The sequence below is a fragment of the Roseovarius gahaiensis genome (assembly GCF_011601345.1).
Taxonomy (GTDB): Bacteria; Pseudomonadota; Alphaproteobacteria; order Rhodobacterales; family Rhodobacteraceae; genus Roseovarius; species Roseovarius gahaiensis.
This window is the reverse complement of the sequence record NZ_JAAORB010000029.1, coordinates 16,163-39,547: the sequence shown is the minus strand read 5'-3', so window position 1 is coordinate 39,547 and position 23,385 is coordinate 16,163. Positions and strand designations below refer to the sequence as shown.

Sequence of the window (23,385 nt, the reverse complement as noted above, 5' to 3'; positions counted from 1 at the left end):
AGTGGACGACTTTTACGCCGCCCGCACCGCCAATATGGCGGCGCTACCGTGGTCTAATTTTGCACCGCCGTTCTCACTCGGCGCGGCGTGGTCCATCATGTGGCCAGACTCAACTGTTGTCGCAGCCTTAACAGCCCCCAATTCGAACGACCCCATGACGAACATCATCATAAGCACGACCATCAGGCACCGGAAAAGAGCGGACCGCAGTTGTTTCATAAAGGCAGGAATACCAAGCTTTCCCCGGCTGTCCAGTCAAACCGTCACCGCAACATCCCGAGCAACCCAAATTTTTCGTGATCGGCGCGGCATTGGTCACCGCTTTCATAAGCTTGTGGGTCACACCTTGGCCTGCCGTTCATCGGTTCCTTTTGCCATCGAAGATTCGAACAAAAAGAAGACCGTCACGGGCCAACCAAGCCCGATGGCAACCATCACGAACACGAAGTTGATATCTGGCCGGGTGCTGTCGGGCGGACCTTGTGATGTCCTTGGGTGGGTGTCAGTTGATCCCGTTGGCCTGTTGCACCTCGCGGACATAGGCCGTGATTGCGGTCACATCGGCCTTGGTCAGCCCGTCTTGTGACGGCATGTTGCCGAAGTCCCAGTGATGCGCCCGCACCCCGTTTTGGACGGCCAATTGAAAAGACATGTCGCTATGATGCGAGGGCTCGTAGATCTTGAGGATGAGCGGCGGGCCTTTGCCTGTTTTCCCGGCGGCGTTCTGGCCGTGACATTCCGCGCAGACGGCCTCGAACGCCCGTTTGCCCATCTGCGCCTGTTGCGAAAGCTGTTCGGGACGCGTGACCGCCACCATCGCCCCCGCTTGCGCGGGCGCGGTTGTGCTATTGGCACCGGACGTAGAGGTGACGCCGCCGCCTTGTGTAACGTAGTAGGCACCCGCCGCGATCATTGCGGCAACGGCACCGACAACCAGTGTCTTGTTCATGTTTTATATCTCCGAATCTGTGATGTGTCTGGACCGGCTTCAGCCGTCTTCGCCGGTGGCGTCTTGGTCCAGAAGGTAGGCGGCGATCGCATCGCGGTCGGCTTGCGACAACCATGATGTTCCATGCTGCATGACCTTGCCCATGCCGCTGCCGAACGTGTCGCCATCCGGCATGACCCCGGACTTCAACCCAAAGGCCAATGATGAGGCCGTCCAGCCCGCCGCGCGCAGATCGTCTGCCCGGATTGACGGGGCCTTGCCCCCATCCGGCAGGTCGTCGCTACCGGCAAGATAGCGGTCCGGTCGGCGTCCGCCGGCAAGGTTGCGGTCGGTATGGCAGGCAGCGCAATGCGTCAGCCCGTTGACCAGCCACCGCCCTTGGTTCCACAGTTGCGATCGGTCTGGCACCGGCGCGGTGGGCGGGCCGTCGTGAAAGGCCGCGCGCCAAAGCTTGAGCCCGAAGCGCAGGTTGAACGGAAAGGCGATATCGTTTGTGCCCGCCGTTATGTCCTGCGCGGGCACGCCGCGAAATGCGGCCCAAAGATCGGCAATATCCTGATCGGTCAAGTCGCCGTAGAACGCATAGGGAAACGCCGGGTAATAGGGCGCACCATCCGGCGCCACGCCTTGCCGCACAGCGCGCGCGAAATCGTCGATCGTCCACCCGCCGATGCCCGCAGTCTGGTGCGGGGTGATGTTGGGCGGGATGAAGCGGCCAAAATCGGTTTCGATAGCCGCCCCGCCAGTCAGGGCGGGACGGCCTGAACCCGGATCGGAATGACAGGCGATACAGCCTCCGGCGCGGGCAAGGTAGGCGCCACGCTGCGCATCGCCGTCGCGTGTGGCCAAGTCAGGGGTGTCCCCGATGGGCCAGACCGCCAGCGATGCGCCGCCCAGCCCCGCCAGTGCGGCGAGGCCAAACAAAACAAGCAAAATCTGGCGCATGATCAGTCGTTTTCCTGACGATACCGGTCATGACAGGCCGAACACGTCTGCGTCAGCATCACGAAGGCCCCGTCGGCAGGCATCTGGCCAATATGATCGGCCGTCATTCCGTCTGGAGCCATGCCGTCACCCATCATCATGTCACCGCCCATCATGCCGGATTGTCCGCCCATCATGTCACCGCCCATCATGCCAGACTGATTGCCTGTCATGTGGCCGTCACCCCGCAAGCCATTGCCCGCCGCCATGGCAAGACCTTCCGCCGCTATCTCCAATTGCGCCGCAAGCGTGGTGAAGCGATCCCATTCTTCCCAAGTGCGTGGCAAGGTTTCCGACGGATGCTCGGTCGAGCCGTCGGGAAATTTATCCGTCATGGCCGAGCCCGCCTCAGCAGCGATGGCCTGCGCCGCCGCGCGGACGGCGGCGGCATCATAGTCGGCTTCGCCAGCCATCATCGGCTTGATCCGCTTTATGGACTCTCCCATGGATTTCATCGCGTCCATACGCTCTTTCACCACGCCGGTCGCACCGGAATGGGCCAGCGCCCCAACCGTCAGGCCGGCCACAGCCAGCGCGGTGATTGCCGTTTTGTAAAACATAGTCATTCTCCGTTGATCCAATTGTCGTCGGCCCGTCAGGCCCGTGGGATTGGATCAGATGCGCGGGGGAGGCGGATCGGCTACGCTGGACAGCGAGGTGCGGTAAGGGTCCGCAAAGATAGGGTAACCGGCAGAGGTTTCGCGCAACGGCGCTGGCGCATGATGGATGCTCAGGGTCACCTTTGATGTGCATGTGCCATCATGATGGCAGCAAGACTCGCTGGCTGGTGCCGTCTGTGCGTCCTCCATGCCTTGCTGCGCGCTGTCGGACATATGCGAAACAGATGGATGAGCGGCGGCGGCCGTCGGCCACGCCGACAGCAGCGTCATCAAGCCCACGGTAATCGCCGTAAACAAGAGTATTCGGCTATATGGAAACGTCATCGGCATCATCGCTGATTGTCGCGTCACAGGTCAGGCATTGTCAATGGTCGCAACAGCGACATGGCATTTACCAAAAGTTTCCGAAATCGGATCTTTGACGTCTTGAAACTTGGATTGGCTGCAGTGTCACCAAACCAAAAGCGTCTGCCAGCGTCGCGGAGATTTTTTGCGCCGGACCTAGATTGGCAAAGGCTTTGTTTGTTCATTTTGGAGGCCAAGAAAAACTGTGGATGTAAGACGGTGTTTGCGACGTCCGTCAAGATCCCAGTGGCCGAGGCGGATTTGCCCATCAAGCGCCGTGAGGTAAAATAGAAGTTGGCCCCCGTCACCGAAGGCGCGCAAAATCCTGAACAGAGGAACATGATAAAACAGTCCCGTGGACTTCTTTCCTTACGAAATCCACTGAACTGACGCGGTGGAGGCGTCCACTCGCCGGCATCGTAAATCATAACGGTTCTAATGTCGCTTGGTAGAGGGCAAATCAAAGACATCAAAGATCAGTATTTTGGCAATCGATTTGGCATAAGGCAGCTTTCAGGCCTGTGCTGTCGGACCAGATGGGCAGTTGTCTTCAAACGCGCTGTGTCGCGAACACGGCTGTCGGCGCTGTTGGCTGACCACCCAGCTTGCATAGTGGCGATTTAGGCCTGCGCGACGTAGGACCATTGGGACCGGCTTGCGCAAAGTCATGGCCATGAGGTTCGGCGCGCACCAACTGCTTACGTAAATCCGTTCGTAAAACGCCAGAGTGAGGCAAGAAACGGCGCGGCAACCCAAGGCCGTGCTGTCGCGTTTCGCACCCGATCTCGACAGGTTTGAAAGTGGCCAGAGTTTCGCCACTTGGCTGGGCTTGGTGCCACGACCGTAGGTCAGTGTCGCCATACCGCTGTTGCGGCTGCCAATTTCTTGCGCATCGGTGGATCACGTATCAACCAGCTCGCTGCCACCACTCAGGCAGACTTGGCCCCCGTCGGCCTGACAGGCCTGCTGCATGAGCCGACCTGCCAAGCGCTGTTGTTGCGCAACCGCAACCCCCGTATCATTGGCCAGCTCCGGGAAGGACAGCATCAGGTTTGGGAAATCCTGCATCTGCGTGCGCCAGAGAAACGCGCGGTAGTCCGTGCCGTTATACGCCTCCCTCACGACAACAGAGCCATCCGCGCGTACAGCGCGTGCAGAATGGATCCGGGCAGGCACTCCTCTGGCGCGGCTTGTGGGCACGCCATGTTTGGGGCAATCGATACAACCGCGCCGATCACAACGGCAAAGCTGACAATACTTAGGGATTTTTTGATAACCTTTGGGTCGATATCCCGCGAGGGATCGCATTTTTTGGCGCGCATTGTTTCCTTAGAAAATAAAAAGGTTCCCTAATACTCGGGAGCGCTCGATGATTTTATGAAATACAATCAGAAACTTAACGCTTGTAGGTCATAACGACCAAAACCAGCGCCTGATCACTGGGTCGCGTCTGTGGATCGCCCCCACAACGTGTGATGGCACTGGCCACTGTTGGCTGGCGGCGACCCGAGCGCACAGGCGCGCGGTGCACAAGCATGCGGTGCATGGCACGTATGCCGGTGTGACCGGCCCCGGTTTTTGATCTGCGCCAGCCCCTTGTTTTTATCCGGCGATCACTCGGGGCCGTGGTTTAGTTCACGTTCCACAGCCGTCCGCGCGGGCTGTTCGGAGTCAGGGCCTCGGGCCATCCAATGAAATATTCGAACGCATACAGGATCAGGCACAGTGCAATGATCGCAAAAACAAATTTCACTTGTTTTGCGCTTGGTGGGGACTGCGCCCACCGTGCCATCCGAAACAGCCAGCGAATGTTCATCGCAGACCAAGCAAATCGTGCTGTCGAAGGTCATATTGGCGCGGTGTCGGCATGTCTTCCTCTTGAAATTCCGCGACCAGCATAAGACAACGCGTGGACCTGTCCACAAACAATCAGGGGTGCGCGCACGAATGCCGTCACATGCCGAAACTCGCAAGCTGCCGTATACGGCCCAGCAAATGTATGATCTGGTGGCAGATGTGGCCAGCTATCCAAAATTTCTGCCGTGGACAGCCGCCGCGCGGGTGCGCAGGGATGAGGCGCAGGCCGATGGGTCCATCCTGATGGAAGCGGATTTGGTGATCAGTTTCAAGGTCTTCCGCGAACGGTTTGGCAGCCGTGTCGTGTTATGGCCCGACGACAAGCAGATCAAAACCGAATATCTGGACGGCCCGTTCAAACACATGATTTCGAATTGGCGGTTCAAGGACATCGAGGGCGGTTGCGAAGTGCAGTTCGATGTGGATTTCGAATTTAAGAACATGCTTTTGCAAAAGGCTGCAGGGCTATTTTTCTACGAGGCGATGCAACGTATCGTCAAAGCCTTCGAGGGCCGCGCGCAGGATTTGTACGGCTAAGCCCCAACGGCTTGAAACGACGGTTCATCACGTGCTGGTTGGCCTTGTCATGCCCGGCCAAGGGTGCGACCCGTCAAACCAAGCTGCGCTTGAGCAGGGCCAAAGCATGATCGCGCGACAATTGCCGCACCGTGTCGCGGCCTTGCGCGCCAAATTCTTGCGTGTCTGTAAACGTTTTCAACCCCTTACGCGCCAATCCGAAACATACGCGGCCTTCTGGTTTATGCTCGGACCCGCCGGGACCGGCAACCCCGGTGATGGCAACGGTCAGATCCGCCGCCGAGCGCGACAGTGCGCCTTCGGCCATTTCCTGTGCAACCTGTTCCGAGACCGCGCCATGCGCCATCAAGCTGTCGGTGGACACGCCCAGCATCTCCACCTTTGCGGCGTTTGAATAGGTCACAAAACCGCGATCCATGACATCAGACGCGCCGGGCATATCGGTCAACGCAACCGAAACCATGCCGCCCGTACAGGATTCAGCGGTGGCAACACGCAAGTTCAAGCTGCGCGCAAGGTCTATAATTTCCTGTTTAATCAATTCATTAAAACTCCATGTGAAAGGGCCGCCAAGGCGATGACACCCGCGGCGGCGATCGCACCTGCAATGATATCATCCAGCATCACGCCAAGCGAGTCCCCCCGCCTGTCGGCCCATCCAACCGGGCCGGGTTTCCAGATGTCGAACAGTCGAAACAGAACGAAGGCGGCGAACCAGCCCGGATAAAGCGCGGTGAGCGGCACGCCAACATGCGCCGCACCGATGGACACCGGCAGGAAGGCCAGCCATTGGCCCGCGACTTCGTCGATCACGATCTCGGAGGGGTCATGATCCTCTTTGCCTTTTGTTTCCAATGACGTCGCCCACCAACCTAAAGCAAATGAAACGATCACACCTGCGCCCAAAAGCCAAGGACCGCCCAGCACATGCAGCGCCCATGCCACCGGGATGGCTGCGGCCGAACCCCATGTTCCGGGGGCCGGTCGCAGGTGGCCGACGTGGAAAAATGTTGCAATCAAATGACTTACGCTCATGTCTTCACCAATGTTGCAGTGGCTTGCGCCGCGATGCCTTCCTCGCGGCCCGTAAACCCAAGACGTTCCGAGGTGGTCGCCTTGATGGAAATGCGATCAATCGGCAGGCCGGTGATGGTGGAAAGCGCCTGTTGCATCGCCGCGGCGTGCGGCCCGATCTTGGGCCTCTCGCAGACAAGTGTGACGTCCAAGTTACTGATAGAAAATCCATTTTCAGACACCAGCCCAACCGCGTGGCGGAAGAATATGTGGCTTTCGGCACCTTTCCACTGCGGATCGCTTGGCGGAAAGTGGCGGCCGATATCGCCCATGGCAAGGGCCCCATAGAGCGCATCGGTCAGGGCGTGCATGCCAACATCCGCATCGGAATGGCCTTGCAGGCCGCGGGTGTGGGGGATCTTAACGCCGCATAAAACCACGTGGTCGCCGTCGCCGAACCGATGCACGTCATAGCCATTGCCAACACGGATATCCATGTGCTGCTCCAATAGTTTCGCGGCGCGGGAAAAGTCGCCGGGATGGGTGATTTTCAGATTGTCCTCGTCCCCGTCAACGATGCGCACGGGCATATTGCTAGCGCGGGCAACTTCGACATCATCGGCGGCTGTGCCGTCCGATTGACGGTGTGCAGACAGGATATCGGTGAACACAAAGGCCTGTGGGGTTTGCGCGCGGAACAATCCCGCGCGATCCTGCGTGCCGATCACCTGTCCGGCGTCGCCGCGCCAAAGCGCATCGGTGACGGGCAGGGCCGGGGCCACGGCGGGTGCATCGCCCGCCTGAATTTCGGATAAAATATACGAAATATAGGTGGGCGTCGTGCAACACCGCGCGACATCGTGGATCAGGACGTTTGAAATGGGCGTGCCGTCTGATGTCGCGGCCAGATATTCCAACCCGTTACGCACCGATTGGGCCCGTGTGGCACCGCCGGGTGTAACTTCGATGCCGTTGGCCGGGGCGTATCGGGGCAGGTCGTCGGGATGTAGCACCACCACGATGCGCGCAAGGTCCGCCACCGCTTGAAATGCGGCGACGGTCCAGTCAATGACGGGGCGGCCCGCCAATATCTGCCATTGCTTGGGCTGATCCCCCCCGGCGCGGGTGCCGCGACCTGCGGCGACGATGATGGCGGCGTTTGTCATGGGTCTTGATTACGCGCAGCCCCGGACAAGCGCAATGCCGGGGTGAAGTGCCCAAAAATTAATCAGACGCCGGTTTCATATTCTCATTTCTGGCTGTAAACGTTGTTAAAAAATCCGTGATTGTTTACACAAGCGACAGTGCACAAGGATTAATCACTTGACCGTCTTCTTAGCAGATAAGGCCCTGACGCCGCCGGTTCTTCTGGCTCCGCTTGCGGGAATCACCGATTTGCCGTTCCGCAATCTGGTGGCCCGTTTCGGTGTCGGGCTGGTGGTCAGCGAGATGGTTGCAAGTCAGGAAATGGTGCAGGCGAAACCCGGTGTTCGTGAACGCGCCGAGCTGGGGTTCGGGCTTGAAAACACCGCCGTGCAACTGGCCGGGCGCGAGGCACATTGGATGGCCGAGGCCGCTCGACAGGTTGAGGCCAACGGCGCAAGGATCATCGACATCAATATGGGGTGTCCAGCCAAGAAAGTGACAAGCGCCAGCGGCGCAGGGGCCAGCGGATCGGCGTTGATGAAAGATCTTGATCATGCGCTCAGCTTGATTGAGGCCGTGGTCGGCGCGGTTAACATCCCGGTGACGCTGAAAACACGGCTGGGTTGGGATGACGCGTTGCTGAACGCCCCGGAACTGGCGAAGCGCGCAGAAAATGCAGGGATTGCAATGATCACCATTCACGGGCGGACACGCTGCCAATTCTACAAGGGGCGCGCCGATTGGGCCGCGATTGCGCGGGTGAAACAGGCCGTGCGCATCCCGGTGATCGCCAATGGCGATATCGTTGACGCGACCACGGCGCGCGACGCTTTGCGCCTTTCGGGGGCCGACGGGGTGATGATCGGACGCGGCGCGCAAGGGCGGCCTTGGGTTTTGGCGCAGGTGGCGGCGGAGTTGTCGGGCATGCCCCCACCGCATCTGCCGCAAGGCGAGGATTTGGCCGACATGATCTGTGACCATTACGAAGACATGCTGAGGTTTTACGGCCCTGACTTGGGCAACCGCGTCGCGCGCAAGCATCTGGGGTGGTATCTGGACGGGGCAGGCACGGGTGCGGCCCTGCGCAAACATGTGCTGACCAGCCGGACCAACGCTGAGGTGTTGCGCCTAATCCCACATGCGTTGCGTGATGGTGAAAGGGCTGCGGCATGACCGGGGGCGAGGATGCGCTTTGGACATCTCTACCGGTGCCCGCACTGCTGTTGGACGCACATGACCGGATTGTGCACGTTAATCCCGCAGGCGAAGGCTTTTTGATGACGTCTTCCAAGGCGGTGGCCGGCACGCCGGTCTGGGACAAGATCATGGTCGACGCCCCGCTGGAAGATGCGTTCGAGCGTGCCCGCACCAACGACGCGCCGCTTTTCGTGAATGATGTCGACGTGGGCACCGGAGATCGCGCGCCGTTGCACTGCAATTTGCAGATCGCCCCGTTTTCCGGGAAGCCCGGACATATGCTCTTGCTGATTTCGCCCCGCGAATTGGAAGGCCGTGTCACACAGGGGCAATCGGTGAAATCAGCAGCAAAGTCGGCGATTGGCATGGCCGAAATGCTGGCCCATGAAATCAAGAACCCGCTGGCGGGGATCACCGGCGCGGCGCAGCTTTTGTCAATGAACCTTGAGCCACAGGATCTTGAATTGACCGATCTGATCGTCAGCGAAAGCCGCCGCATCGTTGGCTTGCTGGAGCAGGTTGAGCAATTTGGCAATGTCAGCAAGCCCAAACTGGCCGCGGTGAACGTGCATGACGTGCTGGATCGTGCCCGGCGCTCGGCCATTCTGGGGGTGGCGGCTGATATGACCATCATCGAGGATTACGACCCGTCGCTGCCCATGGCGCTTGGCGATTCCGATCAGTTGTTGCAGGTGATTCAGAACCTGTTGAAAAACGCGGCGCAAGCGGCCGGAAAGGGCGGCGGCGTGATCCGCCTGCACACCTATTACGAACAGTCGCTGCGCGTCCGCCGGGGCACCGGTGGCGGTCAGGCGTTGCCGTTGCAGATTGAAGTGATCGACGATGGACCCGGCCTGCCGCCAGATATCGCCGGGGATATTTTCGATCCGTTCGTCTCGGGCCGCGAAAACGGCACGGGGCTGGGTCTGGCCTTGGCGGCCAAGATTATTTCCGATCATGACGGCTGGATTTCGGTCAGCTCGGTGCCGGGGCGGACGGTGTTCCGTATCTCGTTGCCGCGCGCCCCCGAGGACATGGCCGCACAAACCGAGGAGCAAGGCTGATGGATGGCACTGTATTGGTGGCCGATGACGACCGCACGATTCGCACGGTTCTGACGCAGGCGTTGACGCGCGCGGGCTGCAAGGTGCATGCGACAAGCTCTTTGACGACGCTGATGCGGTGGGTCAGCGAAGGGCGCGGCGACGCGGTGATCACCGATGTGATGATGCCCGATGGCAACGGGCTTGAGATGTTGCCGAAGATTTCGCAGGATCGGCCCGGCTTGCCGGTGATCGTGATTTCTGCACAGAACACCATCATGACGGCCATTCAGGCCGAAGAGGCCGAGGCGTTCGATTATCTGCCAAAGCCGTTTGATTTGCCCGACCTGATGAAACGCACGGCCCGCGCTTTGGATGCGCGCGACCGCAGGCCCGCTGCACAGGCGCAGGATGAACGCCCCGACGAATTGCCGCTGATTGGCCGCACGCCGGCGATGCAGGCGCTATACCGGGTTGTTGCGCGGATCATGAACACCGATCTGCCGGTGCTGATCACTGGTGAATCCGGAACTGGCAAATCGTTGATCGCGCGGGCGGTGCATGATTTCTCGGATCGGCGGACCTTGCCCTTTGTGACGGTGACGCCCGCGGACTTGAGTGATCTGGAGGGGCCAGCCAAGGTGATGGCGCGGGCGCGCGGTGGCACGATCGTGCTCGACGAGGTGGCCGATCTGGATCAGGCCGCACAGGCCCGTGTGGTGCGTATGATGGACGCGCCGGGCGATCATGCGCCACGGTTCATGGCCACCAGTCAGGCGCAACTGTCGGCCCGGATGGAGCAAGGCGGATTGCGCGAGGATCTGTATTACCGGCTGTCCGGTGCCGTGATCGAGGTGCCCAGTTTGCGCGAACGCGTGGATGACATCCCGCTGCTGGCCGAACACTTTCTGTCCCGTGCCGAGCGCGAGGGCCTGCCGCACCGGGGGCTGTCGGACGAGGCGATGGAATTGATGCGCGCCTATAGCTGGCCCGGCAATGTGCGCCAATTGGAAAACGCGGTGCGCCGGATCGGGCTAACGGCGCGGGCCGATCAAATCACCAAAGCCGAGGTTCAGGCGGTGTTGGGCAATCAACCCTCTGCGCAGCCGGTTCTGGGGCAAACGCAAGGCGAAAGCCTGTCGGCCTCGGTGGGGCGGCATTTGCAGCATTATTTCGATCTGCACGGCAATGTTTTGCCACCACCGGGGCTTTATGCGCGCATTCTGCGCGAGATGGAGCTGCCGTTGTTAGAAATCGCGCTGGACGCAACTGGCGGCAATCAGGCGAAATGCGCCGACCTGTTGGGGATCAACCGCAATACCCTGCGCAAGAAGATAAATGATCTGGAAATTAACGTGACACGCCGCCGCAAGTTGATGTAAAACTGCAACAGGCTTGTGGCTTTTCGGGCAGTCGTCTGGGTGTCATAGCCACATATTGCGGTGCGGCCTGTTGGGCGCACAATCAGGCGGGGAGTGTGCGTGGCAGAAGTAACACGCAAATGGACGTGGGAGCGGGTCAACCGCTTGCGTCGGGTCAAGCGGCTGCAAACGCTGGCCACCTTTGGGTTGGTCGTGCTTGGCCCGGTTCTGGCGGTGATGACCTATCTGATCATGGGGCCGCTGGACAAGGGCGCGTCGTCGGATGTGCTGCGCATCGTTCTGCTGGCCGATCTGGTCTACGTGATCATTGTGGCCGCACTGGTTTTGCAGCGCGTGGCGCGCATGGTGGCAGCGCGACGCAAACGCTCAGCCGGATCGCGGTTACACCTGCGGCTGACCGGCGTTTTCGCGCTGATGGCCTTGTTGCCGACGATTGCGGTGGCGATTTTTGCCACATTGTCGGTGAACATGGGTCTGGAAGCGTGGTTTTCCGAGCGTGTGGGCCGTGTCGTTGACAATTCGGTGGCCGCAGCGCAGGCCTATGAGGATGAACACCGCCGCGATCTGGTCACTGATGCGCGGGTTCTGGCCTCGGTGATCAATGCCACGAAACGCGCCACCGTATTTATGGATGATGGCGAGCTGCGCCAGATCCTGTCGCAAGGCCAACGCGAAATTCAGCGCGGACTGCGCGAAGCCTTCGTGATCGACGGCACCGGCGATTTGCGCGCGCGTGGCGAACGGTCGTATCTGTTTGACTACGAACAGCCGACGGCGGCGCAAATTCTGCAAGCCCGCGAAGAGGGCGTGGTTGTGATTCGCGATTGGGACAATAACGAGTTTCGCGCCCTGATGCCGTTGGACGCGATCCCGGACCGATATTTGTACGTCAGCCGCAATGTCGATGGCGCGATCCTGAGCCTGCTGGACGAGACCCAAGAAACCGCCCGTTTCTACGAGCAACGCGAAAGCGAACGGGGCCGCGTTCTGTTTGAGTTCGGGCTGGTCTATGTGGGCTTTGCGGTGATCCTGATACTGGCCGCCGTCTGGCTGGGCATGTGGTTTGCCGAACGCCTGTCGCGCCCCGTAGGGCGGCTGACAAGTGCGGCGCAGCGCGTTGGCGAAGGGGATCTGGACGTGCAAGTGCGCGAGGAAGAGGGCGATGACGAAATCGCGCAATTAAGCAGCTATTTCAACCAGATGACCGTGCAGTTGAAGCATCAGCGCGATGCGCTTTTGGCCAATACCCGGCAGATCGAACGGCGCAGGCGGCTGTTTGATTCCGTGCTTGGGTCGGTCTCATCGGGGGTTGTGGGCTTGGATGCCAAGGGGCGTGTCGCATTCGTCAACCGCGCCGCCGAACGCCTGCTGGATTGGCAGGAAGATCAGGCCAGCCTTGATCTCAGCGTTGCGGTTCCCGAATTCGGGGCATTGTTCGACAAGCTTCGCAACAGCGCCGGCGGCTTTGTGCAAGAGGAAATCCGGGTCAGCCGCGGCGGACGGGTGGAAAACCTGTTGGTGCGCATGTCGACCCGCCGCAGCGAGGCGGGCAAGCGCGAAGGCTATGTTGTGGCCTTTGATGATGTCACCGATCTGGTCGCGGCGCAGCGCATGGCGGCGTGGGGTGACGTGGCGCGCCGGATCGCCCATGAAATCAAGAACCCGCTGACGCCGATCAAACTGTCGGCCGAGCGGATCAAGCGCAAGTTCACCCGTGTGTTGGAGGCCGATCAGGCCGAAGCGCTGGAACAGCTGACCGATGTGGTGATCCGTCAAACCGACGATTTGCGCCGGATCGTGGACGAGTTTTCAAAGTTTGCCCGGATGCCCGAACCTCAGGCCAAGCCGGAATCGGTCACACAGCTTTTGCGCGATGCGGCCTTGCTGCAAGAGGCCGGTCAGCCGGATGTGCGCTTTGGCTTGGACCTGACAGATCAGGTGTTGCTGGCGAATCTTGACGCCACCATGATCAGTCAGGCGCTGACCAACCTGATCAAAAACGCGGGCGAGGCGATAGAAACCCTGCAAGAGGCAGGCGCGCCCGAGGGGCATGTGCCGCAAATCCGTATTTCCAGCGAGATCGAGGATGGCATGGCGGTGCTGCGGATCGCCGACAACGGGGTCGGCTTGCCCGAGGATCGCGCGCGGCTGTTCGAGCCGTATGTGACCACCCGCGAAAAGGGCACCGGCCTTGGCTTGCCCATCGTGAAGAAAATCATCGAAGAACATGGCGGAACACTGGCGCTGGAAAATGCGCCAAGTTTCGACGAAAACGGGCATCGTGGTGCGATGGCCGTGGTGCGGTTGCCCTTGCTGGCCGAAGGTCAGGATGCGGCAACCGGGCAACAACAGGCGGTATGAGGGTAGTATGAGCGATATTCTGATTGTGGATGACGAACGCGATATTCGCGAATTGATCGGGGACATTCTGGAAGACGAGGGTTTTGGCACCCGTCTGGCGGGCAATTCCCAAGAGTGTATGGCGGCGTTGGAACAAGAGCTACCGGCGCTGTTAATTTTGGATATCTGGCTGAAAGACAGCGAGATGGACGGAATCGACATCCTCAAGGCCGTTAAACGCGAGCATCCAGAAGTGCCGGTTGTCATCATCTCGGGCCATGGCAACATTGAAATTGCCGTCGCCGCGATCAAGCAGGGTGCTTATGACTTTATCGAGAAACCTTTCAATATTGATCAATTGATGGTGGTGATCCGGCGTGGCATGGAAACCAGCCGTTTGCGCCGCGAGAACCAAAGTCTCAAGCGGCGCGAGACCGAAGCCGCCGAAATGCTGGGCGACAGCGCCGCGTTCCGCACATTGGTGGGGCAGTTGGACAAGGTCACCAGATCGAACGGACGGGTGATGCTGTCGGGACCTGCGGGGTCGGGCAAGGAATTGGCCGCACGCTATATCCACGCCAATTCCGGCCGCGCCGATGCGCCGTTTATCTGCGTCAGTTGCGCCTCGATCGAGCCTGAGCGCATGGAAGAGGTCTTGTTTGGGCGCGAAAGCGAGGATCGCGGCGTCGAAGCGGGCCTGCTGGAAGAGGCCAATGGCGGGGTGATCTATTTCGACGAAGTGGCGGATATGCCCTTGGGCACGCAATCGAAAATCCTGCGGGTCTTGGTCGATCAGACGTTCTTGCGCGTCGGTGGCAGTGACAAGGTGCAGGTTGATCTGCGGGTGATTTCCTCGACCAGTCGTGATCTGGAAGCCGAGATTGCCGGCGAACGGTTCCGCCGCGAGCTGTATCATCGGCTGAACGTGGTGCCGGTCAACGTGCCAAGCCTTGAAGAGCGGCGCGAGGACATTCCCGAACTGGCAAAGCACTTTATCGGGGTGCTTAACCGCACGCAGGGCCTGCCCCTGCGCGAGCTAAGCGATGATGCCGCAGCACTTTTGCAGACCATGGGCTGGCCGGGCAATGTGCGGCAGCTGCGCAACGTGATTGAACGGGTGTTGATCCTTGGCGATCCGGGGGGCCATATCAGCGCCGCCGAGATTCCCGGCGAAACCGACGCCCCCGCCGAAGAGGGCCGGGTGGTCCTGTCGGGGGCCGTGGCCACCATGCCCCTGCGCGAGGCGCGCGAGGCGTTTGAACGCGAATATCTGATGACCCAGATCAACCGGTTTGGCGGCAATATCAGCCGGACAGCGGAATTTGTCGGCATGGAGCGCAGCGCGCTGCATCGCAAGCTGAAATCGTTAGGTGTGATGACCGGTGCGAAATCTGGGCGCGGCAATGACAGTGAAGAAATCGCAGCGGGTTAATCCTGTCAGGGTGTCGTCGGGGTGACGATACGCCAATCGCCCGAAGGCAGCCGCACGGCACAGCTTTCGTTGCTCAGCGGGGGCAGGGGTGCGCGGGTGTTGACCGTGATCTTTTGCCCTTGTGGCGATTGACACGCGGGCAGGCGAACTTGGGTGTATCCCTTATCGGCCATGCAGGCCTGTGCCACATCCTCGCAAAGCCCGGCATTGGCATCGTAGCGTTCATATTCTGCAGGCCGCACAAGAATGCGCTGCACATAGCAATGGCCCGTCGCGGTGCAGACCGGACGCGAGATATAGTCCGCTGGTCGGTAATGGCGTCTTATCCGTTCCGGCACTTGGGTCAACGCGTCCACGCGGCAGGCCGTCAGATCAGAGTGCAGCCGCGCCGGGGCAACGCCCGCTTTGTGCCATAATGGCGGCGGGGCGCAGGCGGCCAGTGCCGCAAGGGCCGCAAAGATGGGCAGGGGAAAACCAAACCTCATCATGCTATCATAGCGCAGTGCGGCCATGCGGACAAAGCAATTGACCCTGCATAGCCCTTCTGTCATTCACAAAGCCCAGACTGGACAAGGCGTGGAACATGAAGGTCATCATCTGCGGCGCGGGACAGGTGGGCTGGCAAATTGCCCGCCATCTGTCGGGTGAGCGTAACGATGTCACGGTTGTGGACAACAATCCCGATCTGGTGCGCCGAGCCACCGATACGCTTGATGTGCAGGGCATCGCGGGCTTTGCCAGCTATCCCGATGTTCTGGACAGGGCCGGCGCTCGCGATGCCGACATGATCATCGCCGCCACCTATTCGGACGAGGTCAATATGGTGACCTGTCAGGTGGCCCATTCGGTGTTTTCCGTGCAACGCAAGATCGCGCGATTGCGCAGCCAGTCTTATCTGACAGCGATTTATTCCGATCTGTACCGCCGCGATCACATGCCCATCGACGTGGTGATCAGCCCCGAGCGCGAAGTGGCCGAGGCCGCAATGCGCCGTTTGGCGTCACCTGCCGCCTTTGACACCGAGACGTTTCTGGCCGGGGGCGCGCAATTGATGGGCCTGCGGCTGGACGATGATTGCCCGGTTCTGAACACCCCGCTGCGGCAACTGAGCGATCTGTTTTCGACCCTGCGGGTGGTTGTGTTGGGTATCCGCCGCGAGGGGCGTTTGTTCGCGCCCGATGCGGGCGATCAGCTGTTTGCCGGTGATGAAGCGTATATTTTCGCGCCACAAGAGGACATTCCGCGCACCTTGGATGTGTTTGGCAAAGCGCAGAACAATCAGGAACGTCTGGTGATCGTGGGGGGCGGCAACATCGGGCTGGCAGTGGCGCAAGCCTGCGAAGCGCGCGGCGCGCGCACCCGCACCAAGGTGATCGAACGCGACAGGCGTAATGCCGAACGGGCGGCTGACGCGCTGGAACGCACCATCGTTCTGAATGGGGATGGTTTGGATTCTGCCTTGCTGAACGAGGCCGGGATCAACCGTGCCGATGCCATTCTGGCCGTGACCGATGACGACAAGACAAACATGCTTGCCTCGGTGCGCGCCAAGGCCGAAGGCTGCCCGTTTGCGATTGCGTTGATCAATGATCCCACGCTGATCCCGCTGATGGAGCCGTTGGGCATTGACGCCTATATCAATCCGCGTGCCACCACCGTCAGTTCGATCCTGCGCCATATTCGACATGGCCGGGTGCGGCAGGTCTATTCGATCGGCGATGCCGAGGCCGAAGTGATCGAAGCCGAGGTTTTGTCGACCTCGAATCTTGCCGGATCGCAAATTCGCGAGATTGACTTTCCCGAAGGCGTGCTGGTGGGGGCCGTCAAGAAGGGCGATGACATTCGCAAACCCAGCGGCGGGCTGCGGATCGAGGCGGGGGATGTGGTTGTTTTGTTCGCGATGGCCGATGACGTGGCCAAGGTCGAACAATTGCTCCAGGTCTCGATTGACTTTTTCTAAGCCATGATCGCGCGGATACTCAGATTTCCGTTGATCTTGATCCTGTCGGGGATTGCCGCGTTGGCGATGCTTCTGCCTGCCGTTCACGCGTTGGTGCAGGAAGATTTCACCGTCGCCCGCGCCTTTGCCTATTCCTCTATTCTTGGGCTGGCTTTGATTGCATTGATCGGGCTGGCGATGTCGAACCAGCCGCGCCGCCTGAACAGTGATCTGCGCGACTTGCTTTCGCTGTTTTTGGCCTTCACGGTGCTGCCGCTGTTTCTGGCCGTGCCGGTGTACGAAGGTCTGGGCACGACAAGTTTCCTGAATGCCTATTTCGAAATGGTGTCCTCGTTGACCACAACGGGGGCAACGATGTTTGCCGATGCCGCACGGCTAAGCGACAGCTTGCATTTGTGGCGCGGCATGGTTGGCTGGTTTGGCGGCTTGCTGATGTGGATTGCGGCGGCGGCGGTGCTGGCCCCGTTGGCCCTTGGCGGGTTTGAAGTGACGGCCAGCGGCGAACCCGGCCAGTTCGACAGTGGAACAGAACGCTTTGAACGCGCCAGTTCGGCCAAGCGCCTGTCGCAGGTCACAGCGCAACTGGCGCCGATCTATATCGGTCTGACTGCCGGGTTATGGGTGCTGTTGATGATTGGTGGCGACCGGCCGCTTGTGGCGCTGGTCCATGCGATGTCCACATTGGCCACCAGCGGGATTTCGGCGATCGGCGGCGTCGGGCAGGCAAGCTCGGGCATTGGCGGCGAAGCTGTCATTTTCCTGTTTTTCCTGTTCGGCCTGTCGCGCCTGACGTTTTCCTCGGACACGGTGACGACGGGCCGACCGGGCCTGCACAATGACCCCGAGTTCCGGCTGGGCATGATATTGGTTCTGGGGGTGCCGATTTTGTTGTTCTCACGTCATTGGATTGCCGCCTTTGACGTCGATGAAGTGGAAAATCTTGGCCTTGCACTGCGGGCTTTGTGGGGGGGCGTGTTCACGACGCTGTCGTTTCTGACCACCACCGGGTTCGAAAGTGGATCATGGAGCACGGCGCGGGACTGGTCCGGCTTGGGCACACCGGGGTTGATCCTGATGGGGCTGTCCTTGGTGGGCGGCGGGGTGGCCACCACGGCGGGCGGGGTCAAACTGCTGCGGGTTTACGTGCTGTATCTGAATTCTCAACGCGAGATGGAGCGTATGATCTACCCATCGTCGGTGGGCCGCGCGGGCCCTGGGTCACGGCGTATCCGGCGGCAGGGGGCCTATATTGCATGGGTGTTTTTTATGCTGTTCGCGATGTCTTTGTCGGTGATCATTCTGGCCTTGGCCGGGTTCGGGCAAAGTTTCGAGGCCTCTGTGGTTTTGGCCGTGGCGGCATTGTCGACGACAGGGCCACTGATCACGGTGGCCGCAGAAACGCCGATCAATCTGCTTGCGCTAAGCGCGCCGGCCAAGCTGGTGATATGCGCGGCCATGGTTCTGGGCCGGCTAGAGATGTTGGCGATCATCGCCTTGTGCAATCCCGGACTGTGGCGGGATTGAACGGCGCTGTGTCGCCTTGGTGGACAACGAGTTGATTTTTGGGCTGGAAACTCGGGCTAGCGCACTCCATACTTGGCATCGGTAAATACCGCGCCAGTCCGTGGCGTATACAAGAACAAAGGCGTTAACAAATTATGGCATCAGATCGACAAAATCTTCAGGACGCATTTCTGAATCAGGTTCGCAAGACCAAGATTCCGGTCACGATTTTTCTGATCAACGGTGTGAAATTGCAGGGCGTCATTACGTGGTTCGACAATTTCTGCATTCTGCTTCGACGTGATGGGCAATCGCAATTGGTTTACAAACATGCGATTTCCACGATCATGCCGTCGCAGCCGGTCAACCTTTATGACGGTGACGACGCGGCTTGACGCAAATCACAACGGATCACGAAGATACGCGCGCTTGGGTTCTGCATCCCGATATCCCGTCAGCGGGATCTGGACGGGATGCCGCTTTGGCGTTGGACGAGGCGGTTTCGCTGGCACACGCGCTGCCGGGCCTTGAGGTGTGCGGTGCCGATGTGGTGCGCCTGCCGCGCCCGCACCCCGGTATGTTGTTCGGCAAAGGCAAACTGGAAGAGCTGAAGCAACGGATCGAGGCCGACCATATCCAGTTGGTGCTGGTCGATGGTCCCGTCAGCCCCGTGCAGCAGCGCAATCTTGAGCGGGCTTTGGGCGTCAAGCTGTTGGACCGAACCGGGCTGATCTTGGAAATTTTCAGCGACCGGGCCGCCACCCGCGAGGGTGTTCTGCAAGTGGAAATGGCCGCGCTAAGCTATCAGCGCACCCGACTGGTGCGGGCTTGGACCCACCTTGAACGGCAGCGTGGCGGCTTGGGCTTTGTCGGTGGTCCCGGTGAAACCCAGATCGAAGCCGACCGGCGCGCGATTGACGAACAATTGGTGCGCCTGCGTCGACAGTTGGAAAAGGTGGTCAAAACCCGCGAATTGCACCGGGCGGCACGGGCCAAGGTGCCGTTTCCGATCGTGGCGCTGGTGGGCTATACGAACGCGGGCAAATCCACCCTGTTCAACCGCCTGACCGGGGCCGAGGTGATGGCCAAGGACATGCTGTTTGCCACGCTGGACCCGACCATGCGGCGGATCGAGTTGCCCGGCGGCGGCCCCGAGGTGATCTTGTCGGACACCGTTGGCTTTATCAGTGATCTGCCCACCGAACTGGTCGCGGCCTTCCGCGCCACGCTAGAGGAAGTGCTGGCCGCCGATCTGATCGTGCATGTGCGGGACATTTCGCACCCTGAAACCGAAGAACAGGCCGCCGACGTGCGTGCCATTCTGGACAGCCTTGGCGTGCGCGAGACGACGCCGCAGATCGAGGTCTGGAACAAGATCGACCAACTGGACGATGAGGCCCGGCAGGCTGTGCTGACCCGTGCGGCGCGTTTGGACTCGGTTCAGGCCCTATCGGCGGTGACAGGCGAGGGCATGACGCCGCTGATCGACGCGATCACCGACGGCGTGACCGAGACCAGCCATGTCGCCAAGCTGCGGTTGGGCTTCGATGAAGGGCGCAAGCGCGCATGGCTATATGAGCGCGGCCTGATCGAGCAAGAGAATCAAACCGAAGATGGGTTCGAATTGACCGTGCGTTGGAGCGCCAAGCAACAGGCGCAATTTGAACAGCTATAGCCGTGTTCCGCGTCAATGCGCGGTGGTGTTCGAGAAAAGCTGAATGATCACGATGCCCGACAGGATCATGCCCGTTCCGATAATTGCGGGGGCATCCAGTTTTTGGCCGAAGGCCACAAAGCCAATCATCGCGATGAACACGATCCCAAGCCCGGCCCATATTGCATAGGCCACGCCAACGGGGATGTATTTCAATGTGAGCGCCAAAAGGTAAAGCGCGATCACATAGCCCACGATTGCCACCACCGTCGGCACCAGTTTGGTGAATTGCTGGCTGGCCTGAAGCGCCGTCGTGCCGATGGTTTCGGCGGCGATCGCAAGAATCAGCAGAAGATATACCTTGATCATGGAGACTCCGCGATGGGGTTGTCCCTGTGTGCTACGCGGTTTGCGCGCGCTATGCAATTTCCCGATTCAAGGACAGCGCAGTTTGCGCGGGCGGTTCAGATGTCAGGCATCGAACAACCCGCCGAAAATGTCTTGGAACGTATCGCGGAGGGCGTAAATAACCGTTGCAATGGCAAACACGCCAACGATCAGCATGATCGTCCATGTGAAAAGCTGAAACCCCACCGCCAGCCCACCAAGCGCAATGCCAGATAGCGCCGCGCGTTTGCGTTCATGTCGAATGAACGACGCAAAACCCGCAGTAATAGCAAGACCCGCCAACAGGCTGACGCCGATTTTCAGATAATCGTCAATATTGCGCACAGGCGGTGTTGGCTCGGGGGGCGATTGGCCCGCCGCCGAGCGCGCAGCCGATTTCGCAATCTCCGCGGCCAGTTCGCCAAGGCTGACGCCTGCACTTTGCTGAGGGGCGAACGGCCCGGCCCAAAAGGTCACCATCGTCAGGACAAGTGCGGCAGCGCCCAAAGCGAAACCGAGCCAGCCAAAGGACGCATTGGGCGTATCAGGTGTATCATGCATTCTGGTCACCATTGATGGGTTGGAAACCTGCATACATACTTGGCGTGGCACAATTATGGCGCGATTCTGGTATTTATAACCCCAACCTAAGGGTTGGGTTCACGATCTGGCGGCTGAAATGTGGCTAGTCACAAACAAAAGGGCCGGTCGATATGACCGGCCCTTTCTGTGTCGCTTAACCGATAATGCTGTTCAGCGTTTTGCTGGGGCGCATGACCTTTGCCAGTTTGGCCGGGTCCGGGTGGTAGTAGCCGCCGATATCTGCCGGATCACCTTGGGCTGCGGCCAGTTCCGAGACAATCGCAGACTCGTTTTCCGCCAGCGCCTTAGCCATGGGTGCAAATTCTTCGGCCAGTTTCGGATCGTCTGTTTGGGCGGCCAGCGCCTCGGCCCAATAACGGGCAAACCAGTAGTGGCTGTCGCGGTTGTCCGGCTCTCCGACCTTGCGCGAGGGCGAACGGCCATGATCCAGAATGCCTTGCGTGGCGGTCTCTACGGTTTCGCCAAGGATCTTGGCGCGCGCGTTATCCTTGACCTCGGACAAAAACTTGAAGCTTTCGCCAAGCGCGCAGAATTCTCCAAGACTGTCCCACCGCAGGTGGTTTTGGGCCTGAAGCTGCTGCACATGCTTGGGCGCGGACCCGCCAGCGCCGGTTTCAAACAGGCCGCCACCATTCATAAGCTTCACGATTGACAGCATCTTGGCCGATGTCGCCAGTTCGAGGATCGGGAACAGGTCGGTCAGGTAGTCGCGCAGCACGTTGCCGGTGATGGCGATGGTGTTTTCACCCTTGGTGATGGTTTCAAGGCTGGCGCGGGTGGCATCGCGCGGCGACATGATTTCAAACTTGTCGGCCACGCCTTTGGCCTCAAGGATTGGGCGCACGTATTTGATCAGTTCGGCGTCATGCGCGCGGGTGTCATCCAGCCAGAAAATCGCGCGGTATCCAGTGGCCTTTTGCCGTTCAATCGCCAAGTTCACCCAATCTTCGATCGGGGCTTTGCGCGCCGAGGCCGAGCGCCAGATATCACCGGCCTGAACGCTGTGTTCGTGCAGCACAGAGCCGTCCTCCACCAGCATTTTCACCGTGCCGTCGGCGGGGATTTCAAAGGTGGTCGGGTGGCTGCCGTATTCTTCGGCCTTTTGCGCCATTAGCCCGATATTCTGCACGGTCCCGGCGGTGGCCGGGTTCAGCTTGCCGTTGGCTTTGAAAAACTTGATCGTTTCGTCATAAACTGACGCGTAGCTGTCATCGGGGATGACGCAGACGGCATCATGTTCTTTGTTGTCCGGGCCCCAGCCTTTGCCACCGGCGCGGATCAGGGCGGGCATCGAGGCGTCGATGATCACATCGGAGGGCACATGCAGGTTGGTGATGCCGTTATCACTGTCGACCATATACATCGGCGGGCGGGTGGCGCGCACCTCTTCGATCGCGGCCAGAATTTCGGGCTGGTCCTTGACCCGCTCCAACAGATCCCCAAGCCCCGAGTTGGGGTTCACGCCCAGCTCTTTCATCTGCTCGCCGTATTTTTCGAAAACCGGCTTGAGCCATTCCTTGACCGCGTGGCCGAAAATGATCGGGTCGGAGACCTTCATCATCGTGGCCTTCATGTGCAGCGAGAACAGGAAGCCTTCGGCTTTGGTCTTTTCGATTTCTTCGGCCAAGAAGGCGTCAAGCGCTTGTGCGCTCATGTAGGTGGCATCGACAACGGTGCCTTCGGGATAGCTGACAGCATCTTTAAGCACGGTTTCCGAGCCATCCGCGCCGGTCAGCACGATCTTGGCCGTCGCCGCCTTGTCGAGTGTCGCCGAGGTTTCGTTCGAGAAGAAATCACCGCCCGACATCGAGGCAACGCGGGTTTTGCTGTCAGCGGTCCACTCGCCCATGCGGTGCGGGTTGGCTTGGGCGAATTTCTTGACGGCAGCGGCGGCGCGACGGTCCGAATTGCCTTCGCGCAGAACCGGGTTCACGGCTGAGCCCTTGATCGCGTCAAAGCGCGCGCGCGCCTCTTTTTCGGCCTCTGTTGTCGGCTCATACGGGTAATCAGGGATCGCATAGCCTTGATCTTGCAATTCCTTCACGGCCGCCAGAAGTTGCGGCACCGAAGCCGAGATGTTTGGCAGTTTGATCACATTGGCGTCGGGCGTTTTGACCAGTTGGCCTAGCTCTGCCAGATCATCGGAAATGCGCTGATCTTCGGTCAGGTTTTCCGGGAAGGCAGCCAGAATACGGCCCGCAAGCGAGATATTCTTGGTGCCCACGGTCACGCCTGCGGCGGCGGCAAAGCTTTCGACAATGGGCAAAAGCGAGGCGCTGGCAAGCTCGGGCGCTTCATCGACCTTGGTGTAGATGATATCGGGATTGGAAGTATCAGCCATCGGTGATCCCTTTCGATCAGGTTTTAACTGGGCCGCCCGGATGCCGGGGCAGGGCGGGCAACGTGGTCCGGTCTGTGATGCGCGGATATGC

The 23,385-nt window shown here is 60.0% G+C and carries 26 protein-coding genes; 11 read left to right on the top strand and 15 right to left on the bottom strand.

From position 1 onward, the window contains the following. Positions 1-12: 12 nt before the first annotated feature. The 5 genes from HAT86_RS12660 to HAT86_RS12640 form a co-directional block, all read right to left on the bottom strand. Positions 13-183 (bottom strand): hypothetical protein, encoded by a 171-nt coding sequence (locus HAT86_RS12660; protein WP_167198269.1) that lies wholly within the window; start codon positions 181-183, stop codon positions 13-15. A 319-nt stretch (positions 184-502) separates the two neighbouring features. Beyond that, the gene (locus tag HAT86_RS12655) at positions 503-949 is read right to left on the bottom strand and encodes a c-type cytochrome (protein ID WP_167198267.1); all 447 of its coding nucleotides are present in this window, start codon (positions 947-949) and stop codon (positions 503-505) included. A gap of 39 nt (positions 950-988) precedes the next feature. Continuing rightward, complete coding sequence (locus HAT86_RS12650; RefSeq protein ID WP_167198265.1) at positions 989-1,894, bottom strand: c-type cytochrome; 906 nt, start codon at positions 1,892-1,894, stop codon at positions 989-991. A gap of 2 nt (positions 1,895-1,896) precedes the next feature. Then, the gene (locus HAT86_RS12645; RefSeq protein ID WP_167198263.1) at positions 1,897-2,493 is read right to left on the bottom strand and encodes a c-type cytochrome; all 597 of its coding nucleotides are present in this window, start codon (positions 2,491-2,493) and stop codon (positions 1,897-1,899) included. A gap of 54 nt (positions 2,494-2,547) precedes the next feature. Next, positions 2,548-2,886: a hypothetical protein gene (locus HAT86_RS12640; RefSeq protein WP_167198261.1), complete on the bottom strand. Its 339-nt coding sequence runs from the start codon at positions 2,884-2,886 to the stop codon at positions 2,548-2,550. Positions 2,887-3,625: 739 nt separating this feature from the next. On the opposite strand from HAT86_RS12640, the gene HAT86_RS17125 reads away from it, so the two are divergent. Continuing rightward, complete coding sequence (locus tag HAT86_RS17125) at positions 3,626-3,745, top strand: transposase (RefSeq protein ID WP_408015027.1); 120 nt, start codon at positions 3,626-3,628, stop codon at positions 3,743-3,745. A gap of 53 nt (positions 3,746-3,798) precedes the next feature. On the opposite strand, the gene HAT86_RS12635 is transcribed toward HAT86_RS17125, so the two are convergent. From HAT86_RS12635 to HAT86_RS12625, 3 genes are all read right to left on the bottom strand, one after another. Continuing rightward, complete coding sequence (locus tag HAT86_RS12635) at positions 3,799-4,020, bottom strand: hypothetical protein (protein WP_167198258.1); 222 nt, start codon at positions 4,018-4,020, stop codon at positions 3,799-3,801. Beyond that, positions 4,017-4,220, bottom strand: a complete 204-nt coding sequence (locus tag HAT86_RS12630; RefSeq protein WP_167198256.1) for a hypothetical protein — start codon at positions 4,218-4,220, stop codon at positions 4,017-4,019. The genes HAT86_RS12635 and HAT86_RS12630 overlap by 4 nt, the downstream gene beginning before the upstream one ends. Positions 4,221-4,528: 308 nt before the next feature. Continuing rightward, positions 4,529-4,651 (bottom strand): hypothetical protein, encoded by a 123-nt coding sequence (locus HAT86_RS12625; RefSeq protein ID WP_331272543.1) that lies wholly within the window; start codon positions 4,649-4,651, stop codon positions 4,529-4,531. A gap of 194 nt (positions 4,652-4,845) precedes the next feature. Between HAT86_RS12625 and HAT86_RS12620 the strand changes: the two genes are divergently transcribed. Next, entirely contained in the window at positions 4,846-5,292 is a 447-nt protein-coding gene (locus HAT86_RS12620; RefSeq protein WP_167198250.1) for a type II toxin-antitoxin system RatA family toxin, read from the top strand. Between the two features lie 73 nt (positions 5,293-5,365). Here HAT86_RS12620 and HAT86_RS12615 read toward each other — a convergent pair whose 3' ends face one another. From HAT86_RS12615 to HAT86_RS12605, 3 genes are read right to left on the bottom strand one after another with little or no spacing between them, the layout of a single operon-like run. Then, complete coding sequence (locus HAT86_RS12615; protein ID WP_167198248.1) at positions 5,366-5,833, bottom strand: CinA family protein; 468 nt, start codon at positions 5,831-5,833, stop codon at positions 5,366-5,368. Next, on the bottom strand, positions 5,830-6,327 hold the full coding sequence (locus HAT86_RS12610) for a phosphatidylglycerophosphatase A family protein (protein ID WP_167198245.1): 498 nt from the start codon (positions 6,325-6,327) through the stop codon (positions 5,830-5,832). The genes HAT86_RS12615 and HAT86_RS12610 overlap by 4 nt, the downstream gene beginning before the upstream one ends. Then, positions 6,324-7,472, bottom strand: a complete 1,149-nt coding sequence (locus tag HAT86_RS12605) for a bifunctional 2-C-methyl-D-erythritol 4-phosphate cytidylyltransferase/2-C-methyl-D-erythritol 2,4-cyclodiphosphate synthase (RefSeq protein WP_167198242.1) — start codon at positions 7,470-7,472, stop codon at positions 6,324-6,326. The genes HAT86_RS12610 and HAT86_RS12605 overlap by 4 nt, the downstream gene beginning before the upstream one ends. 157 nt (positions 7,473-7,629) lie before the next feature. Here HAT86_RS12605 and dusB point away from each other — a divergent pair, with 157 nt between their 5' ends. From dusB to ntrX, 5 genes are all read left to right on the top strand, one after another. Next, positions 7,630-8,625, top strand: a complete 996-nt coding sequence (gene dusB / locus HAT86_RS12600) for a tRNA dihydrouridine synthase DusB (RefSeq protein WP_167198239.1) — start codon at positions 7,630-7,632, stop codon at positions 8,623-8,625. Beyond that, positions 8,622-9,713, top strand: coding sequence for a two-component system sensor histidine kinase NtrB (locus HAT86_RS12595; protein WP_167198236.1), 1,092 nt, complete (start codon positions 8,622-8,624; stop codon positions 9,711-9,713). The genes dusB and HAT86_RS12595 overlap by 4 nt, the downstream gene beginning before the upstream one ends. Further along, positions 9,713-11,074 carry a response regulator gene (locus tag HAT86_RS12590; protein ID WP_167198233.1) on the top strand — a complete coding sequence of 454 codons (1,362 nt, stop codon included), beginning with the start codon at positions 9,713-9,715 and terminating at the stop codon, positions 11,072-11,074. Before HAT86_RS12595 ends, HAT86_RS12590 begins: the two co-directional genes overlap by 1 nt. A 99-nt stretch (positions 11,075-11,173) precedes the next feature. Then, positions 11,174-13,435 carry a sensor histidine kinase NtrY-like gene (locus HAT86_RS12585; RefSeq protein ID WP_408015026.1) on the top strand — a complete coding sequence of 754 codons (2,262 nt, stop codon included), beginning with the start codon at positions 11,174-11,176 and terminating at the stop codon, positions 13,433-13,435. Between the two features lie 7 nt (positions 13,436-13,442). Next, a complete protein-coding gene (gene ntrX, locus HAT86_RS12580; protein ID WP_167198230.1) occupies positions 13,443-14,846 on the top strand; it encodes a nitrogen assimilation response regulator NtrX in 1,404 nt (467 codons plus the stop codon). A 5-nt stretch (positions 14,847-14,851) separates the two neighbouring features. Here the strand turns inward: ntrX and HAT86_RS12575 are convergent, their stop codons facing one another. After that, positions 14,852-15,331, bottom strand: a complete 480-nt coding sequence (locus tag HAT86_RS12575) for a hypothetical protein (RefSeq protein WP_167198227.1) — start codon at positions 15,329-15,331, stop codon at positions 14,852-14,854. A 98-nt stretch (positions 15,332-15,429) separates the two neighbouring features. Here HAT86_RS12575 and trkA point away from each other — a divergent pair, with 98 nt between their 5' ends. From trkA to hflX, 4 genes are all read left to right on the top strand, one after another. Continuing rightward, the gene (trkA, locus tag HAT86_RS12570; RefSeq protein WP_167198223.1) at positions 15,430-16,806 is read left to right on the top strand and encodes a Trk system potassium transporter TrkA; all 1,377 of its coding nucleotides are present in this window, start codon (positions 15,430-15,432) and stop codon (positions 16,804-16,806) included. Between the two features lie 3 nt (positions 16,807-16,809). After that, positions 16,810-18,330 (top strand): TrkH family potassium uptake protein, encoded by a 1,521-nt coding sequence (locus HAT86_RS12565; protein ID WP_167198220.1) that lies wholly within the window; start codon positions 16,810-16,812, stop codon positions 18,328-18,330. A gap of 134 nt (positions 18,331-18,464) precedes the next feature. Then, positions 18,465-18,704: an RNA chaperone Hfq gene (gene hfq / locus HAT86_RS12560; RefSeq protein WP_167198217.1), complete on the top strand. Its 240-nt coding sequence runs from the start codon at positions 18,465-18,467 to the stop codon at positions 18,702-18,704. 5 nt (positions 18,705-18,709) lie between these two features. Beyond that, positions 18,710-19,984 (top strand): GTPase HflX, encoded by a 1,275-nt coding sequence (gene hflX, locus HAT86_RS12555; RefSeq protein ID WP_167198271.1) that lies wholly within the window; start codon positions 18,710-18,712, stop codon positions 19,982-19,984. Between the two features lie 12 nt (positions 19,985-19,996). Here hflX and HAT86_RS12550 read toward each other — a convergent pair whose 3' ends face one another. From HAT86_RS12550 to HAT86_RS12540, 3 genes are all read right to left on the bottom strand, one after another. Next, positions 19,997-20,329, bottom strand: a complete 333-nt coding sequence (locus HAT86_RS12550) for an SMR family transporter (RefSeq protein ID WP_408015028.1) — start codon at positions 20,327-20,329, stop codon at positions 19,997-19,999. A 105-nt stretch (positions 20,330-20,434) separates the two neighbouring features. Next, on the bottom strand, positions 20,435-20,911 hold the full coding sequence (locus HAT86_RS12545) for a hypothetical protein (RefSeq protein ID WP_167198211.1): 477 nt from the start codon (positions 20,909-20,911) through the stop codon (positions 20,435-20,437). Between the two features lie 175 nt (positions 20,912-21,086). After that, positions 21,087-23,294, bottom strand: a complete 2,208-nt coding sequence (locus tag HAT86_RS12540; protein WP_167198208.1) for an NADP-dependent isocitrate dehydrogenase — start codon at positions 23,292-23,294, stop codon at positions 21,087-21,089. Between the last annotated feature and the right edge of the window lie 91 nt (positions 23,295-23,385).

Excerpts from the sequence above, each read along its gene's own strand:
- HAT86_RS12660 (WP_167198269.1), bottom strand. The coding sequence starts at position 183 with ATGGTCGTGCTTATGATGATGTTCGTCATGGGGTCGTTCGAATTGGGG.
- HAT86_RS12655 (WP_167198267.1), bottom strand. The coding sequence starts at position 949 with ATGAACAAGACACTGGTTGTCGGTGCCGTTGCCGCAATGATCGCGGCG.
- HAT86_RS12650 (WP_167198265.1), bottom strand. The coding sequence starts at position 1,894 with ATGCGCCAGATTTTGCTTGTTTTGTTTGGCCTCGCCGCACTGGCGGGG.
- HAT86_RS12645 (WP_167198263.1), bottom strand. The coding sequence starts at position 2,493 with ATGTTTTACAAAACGGCAATCACCGCGCTGGCTGTGGCCGGCCTGACG.
- HAT86_RS12640 (WP_167198261.1), bottom strand. The coding sequence starts at position 2,886 with ATGATGCCGATGACGTTTCCATATAGCCGAATACTCTTGTTTACGGCG.
- HAT86_RS12630 (WP_167198256.1), bottom strand. The coding sequence starts at position 4,220 with ATGCGCGCCAAAAAATGCGATCCCTCGCGGGATATCGACCCAAAGGTT.
- HAT86_RS12620 (WP_167198250.1), top strand. The coding sequence starts at position 4,846 with ATGCCGTCACATGCCGAAACTCGCAAGCTGCCGTATACGGCCCAGCAA.
- HAT86_RS12610 (WP_167198245.1), bottom strand. The coding sequence starts at position 6,327 with ATGAGCGTAAGTCATTTGATTGCAACATTTTTCCACGTCGGCCACCTG.
- HAT86_RS12605 (WP_167198242.1), bottom strand. The coding sequence starts at position 7,472 with ATGACAAACGCCGCCATCATCGTCGCCGCAGGTCGCGGCACCCGCGCC.
- HAT86_RS12595 (WP_167198236.1), top strand. The coding sequence starts at position 8,622 with ATGACCGGGGGCGAGGATGCGCTTTGGACATCTCTACCGGTGCCCGCA.
- HAT86_RS12590 (WP_167198233.1), top strand. The coding sequence starts at position 9,713 with ATGGATGGCACTGTATTGGTGGCCGATGACGACCGCACGATTCGCACG.
- ntrX (WP_167198230.1), top strand. The coding sequence starts at position 13,443 with ATGAGCGATATTCTGATTGTGGATGACGAACGCGATATTCGCGAATTG.
- HAT86_RS12575 (WP_167198227.1), bottom strand. The coding sequence starts at position 15,331 with ATGAGGTTTGGTTTTCCCCTGCCCATCTTTGCGGCCCTTGCGGCACTG.
- trkA (WP_167198223.1), top strand. The coding sequence starts at position 15,430 with ATGAAGGTCATCATCTGCGGCGCGGGACAGGTGGGCTGGCAAATTGCC.
- HAT86_RS12565 (WP_167198220.1), top strand. The coding sequence starts at position 16,810 with ATGATCGCGCGGATACTCAGATTTCCGTTGATCTTGATCCTGTCGGGG.
- hfq (WP_167198217.1), top strand. The coding sequence starts at position 18,465 with ATGGCATCAGATCGACAAAATCTTCAGGACGCATTTCTGAATCAGGTT.
- HAT86_RS12545 (WP_167198211.1), bottom strand. The coding sequence starts at position 20,911 with ATGCATGATACACCTGATACGCCCAATGCGTCCTTTGGCTGGCTCGGT.
- HAT86_RS12540 (WP_167198208.1), bottom strand. The coding sequence starts at position 23,294 with ATGGCTGATACTTCCAATCCCGATATCATCTACACCAAGGTCGATGAA.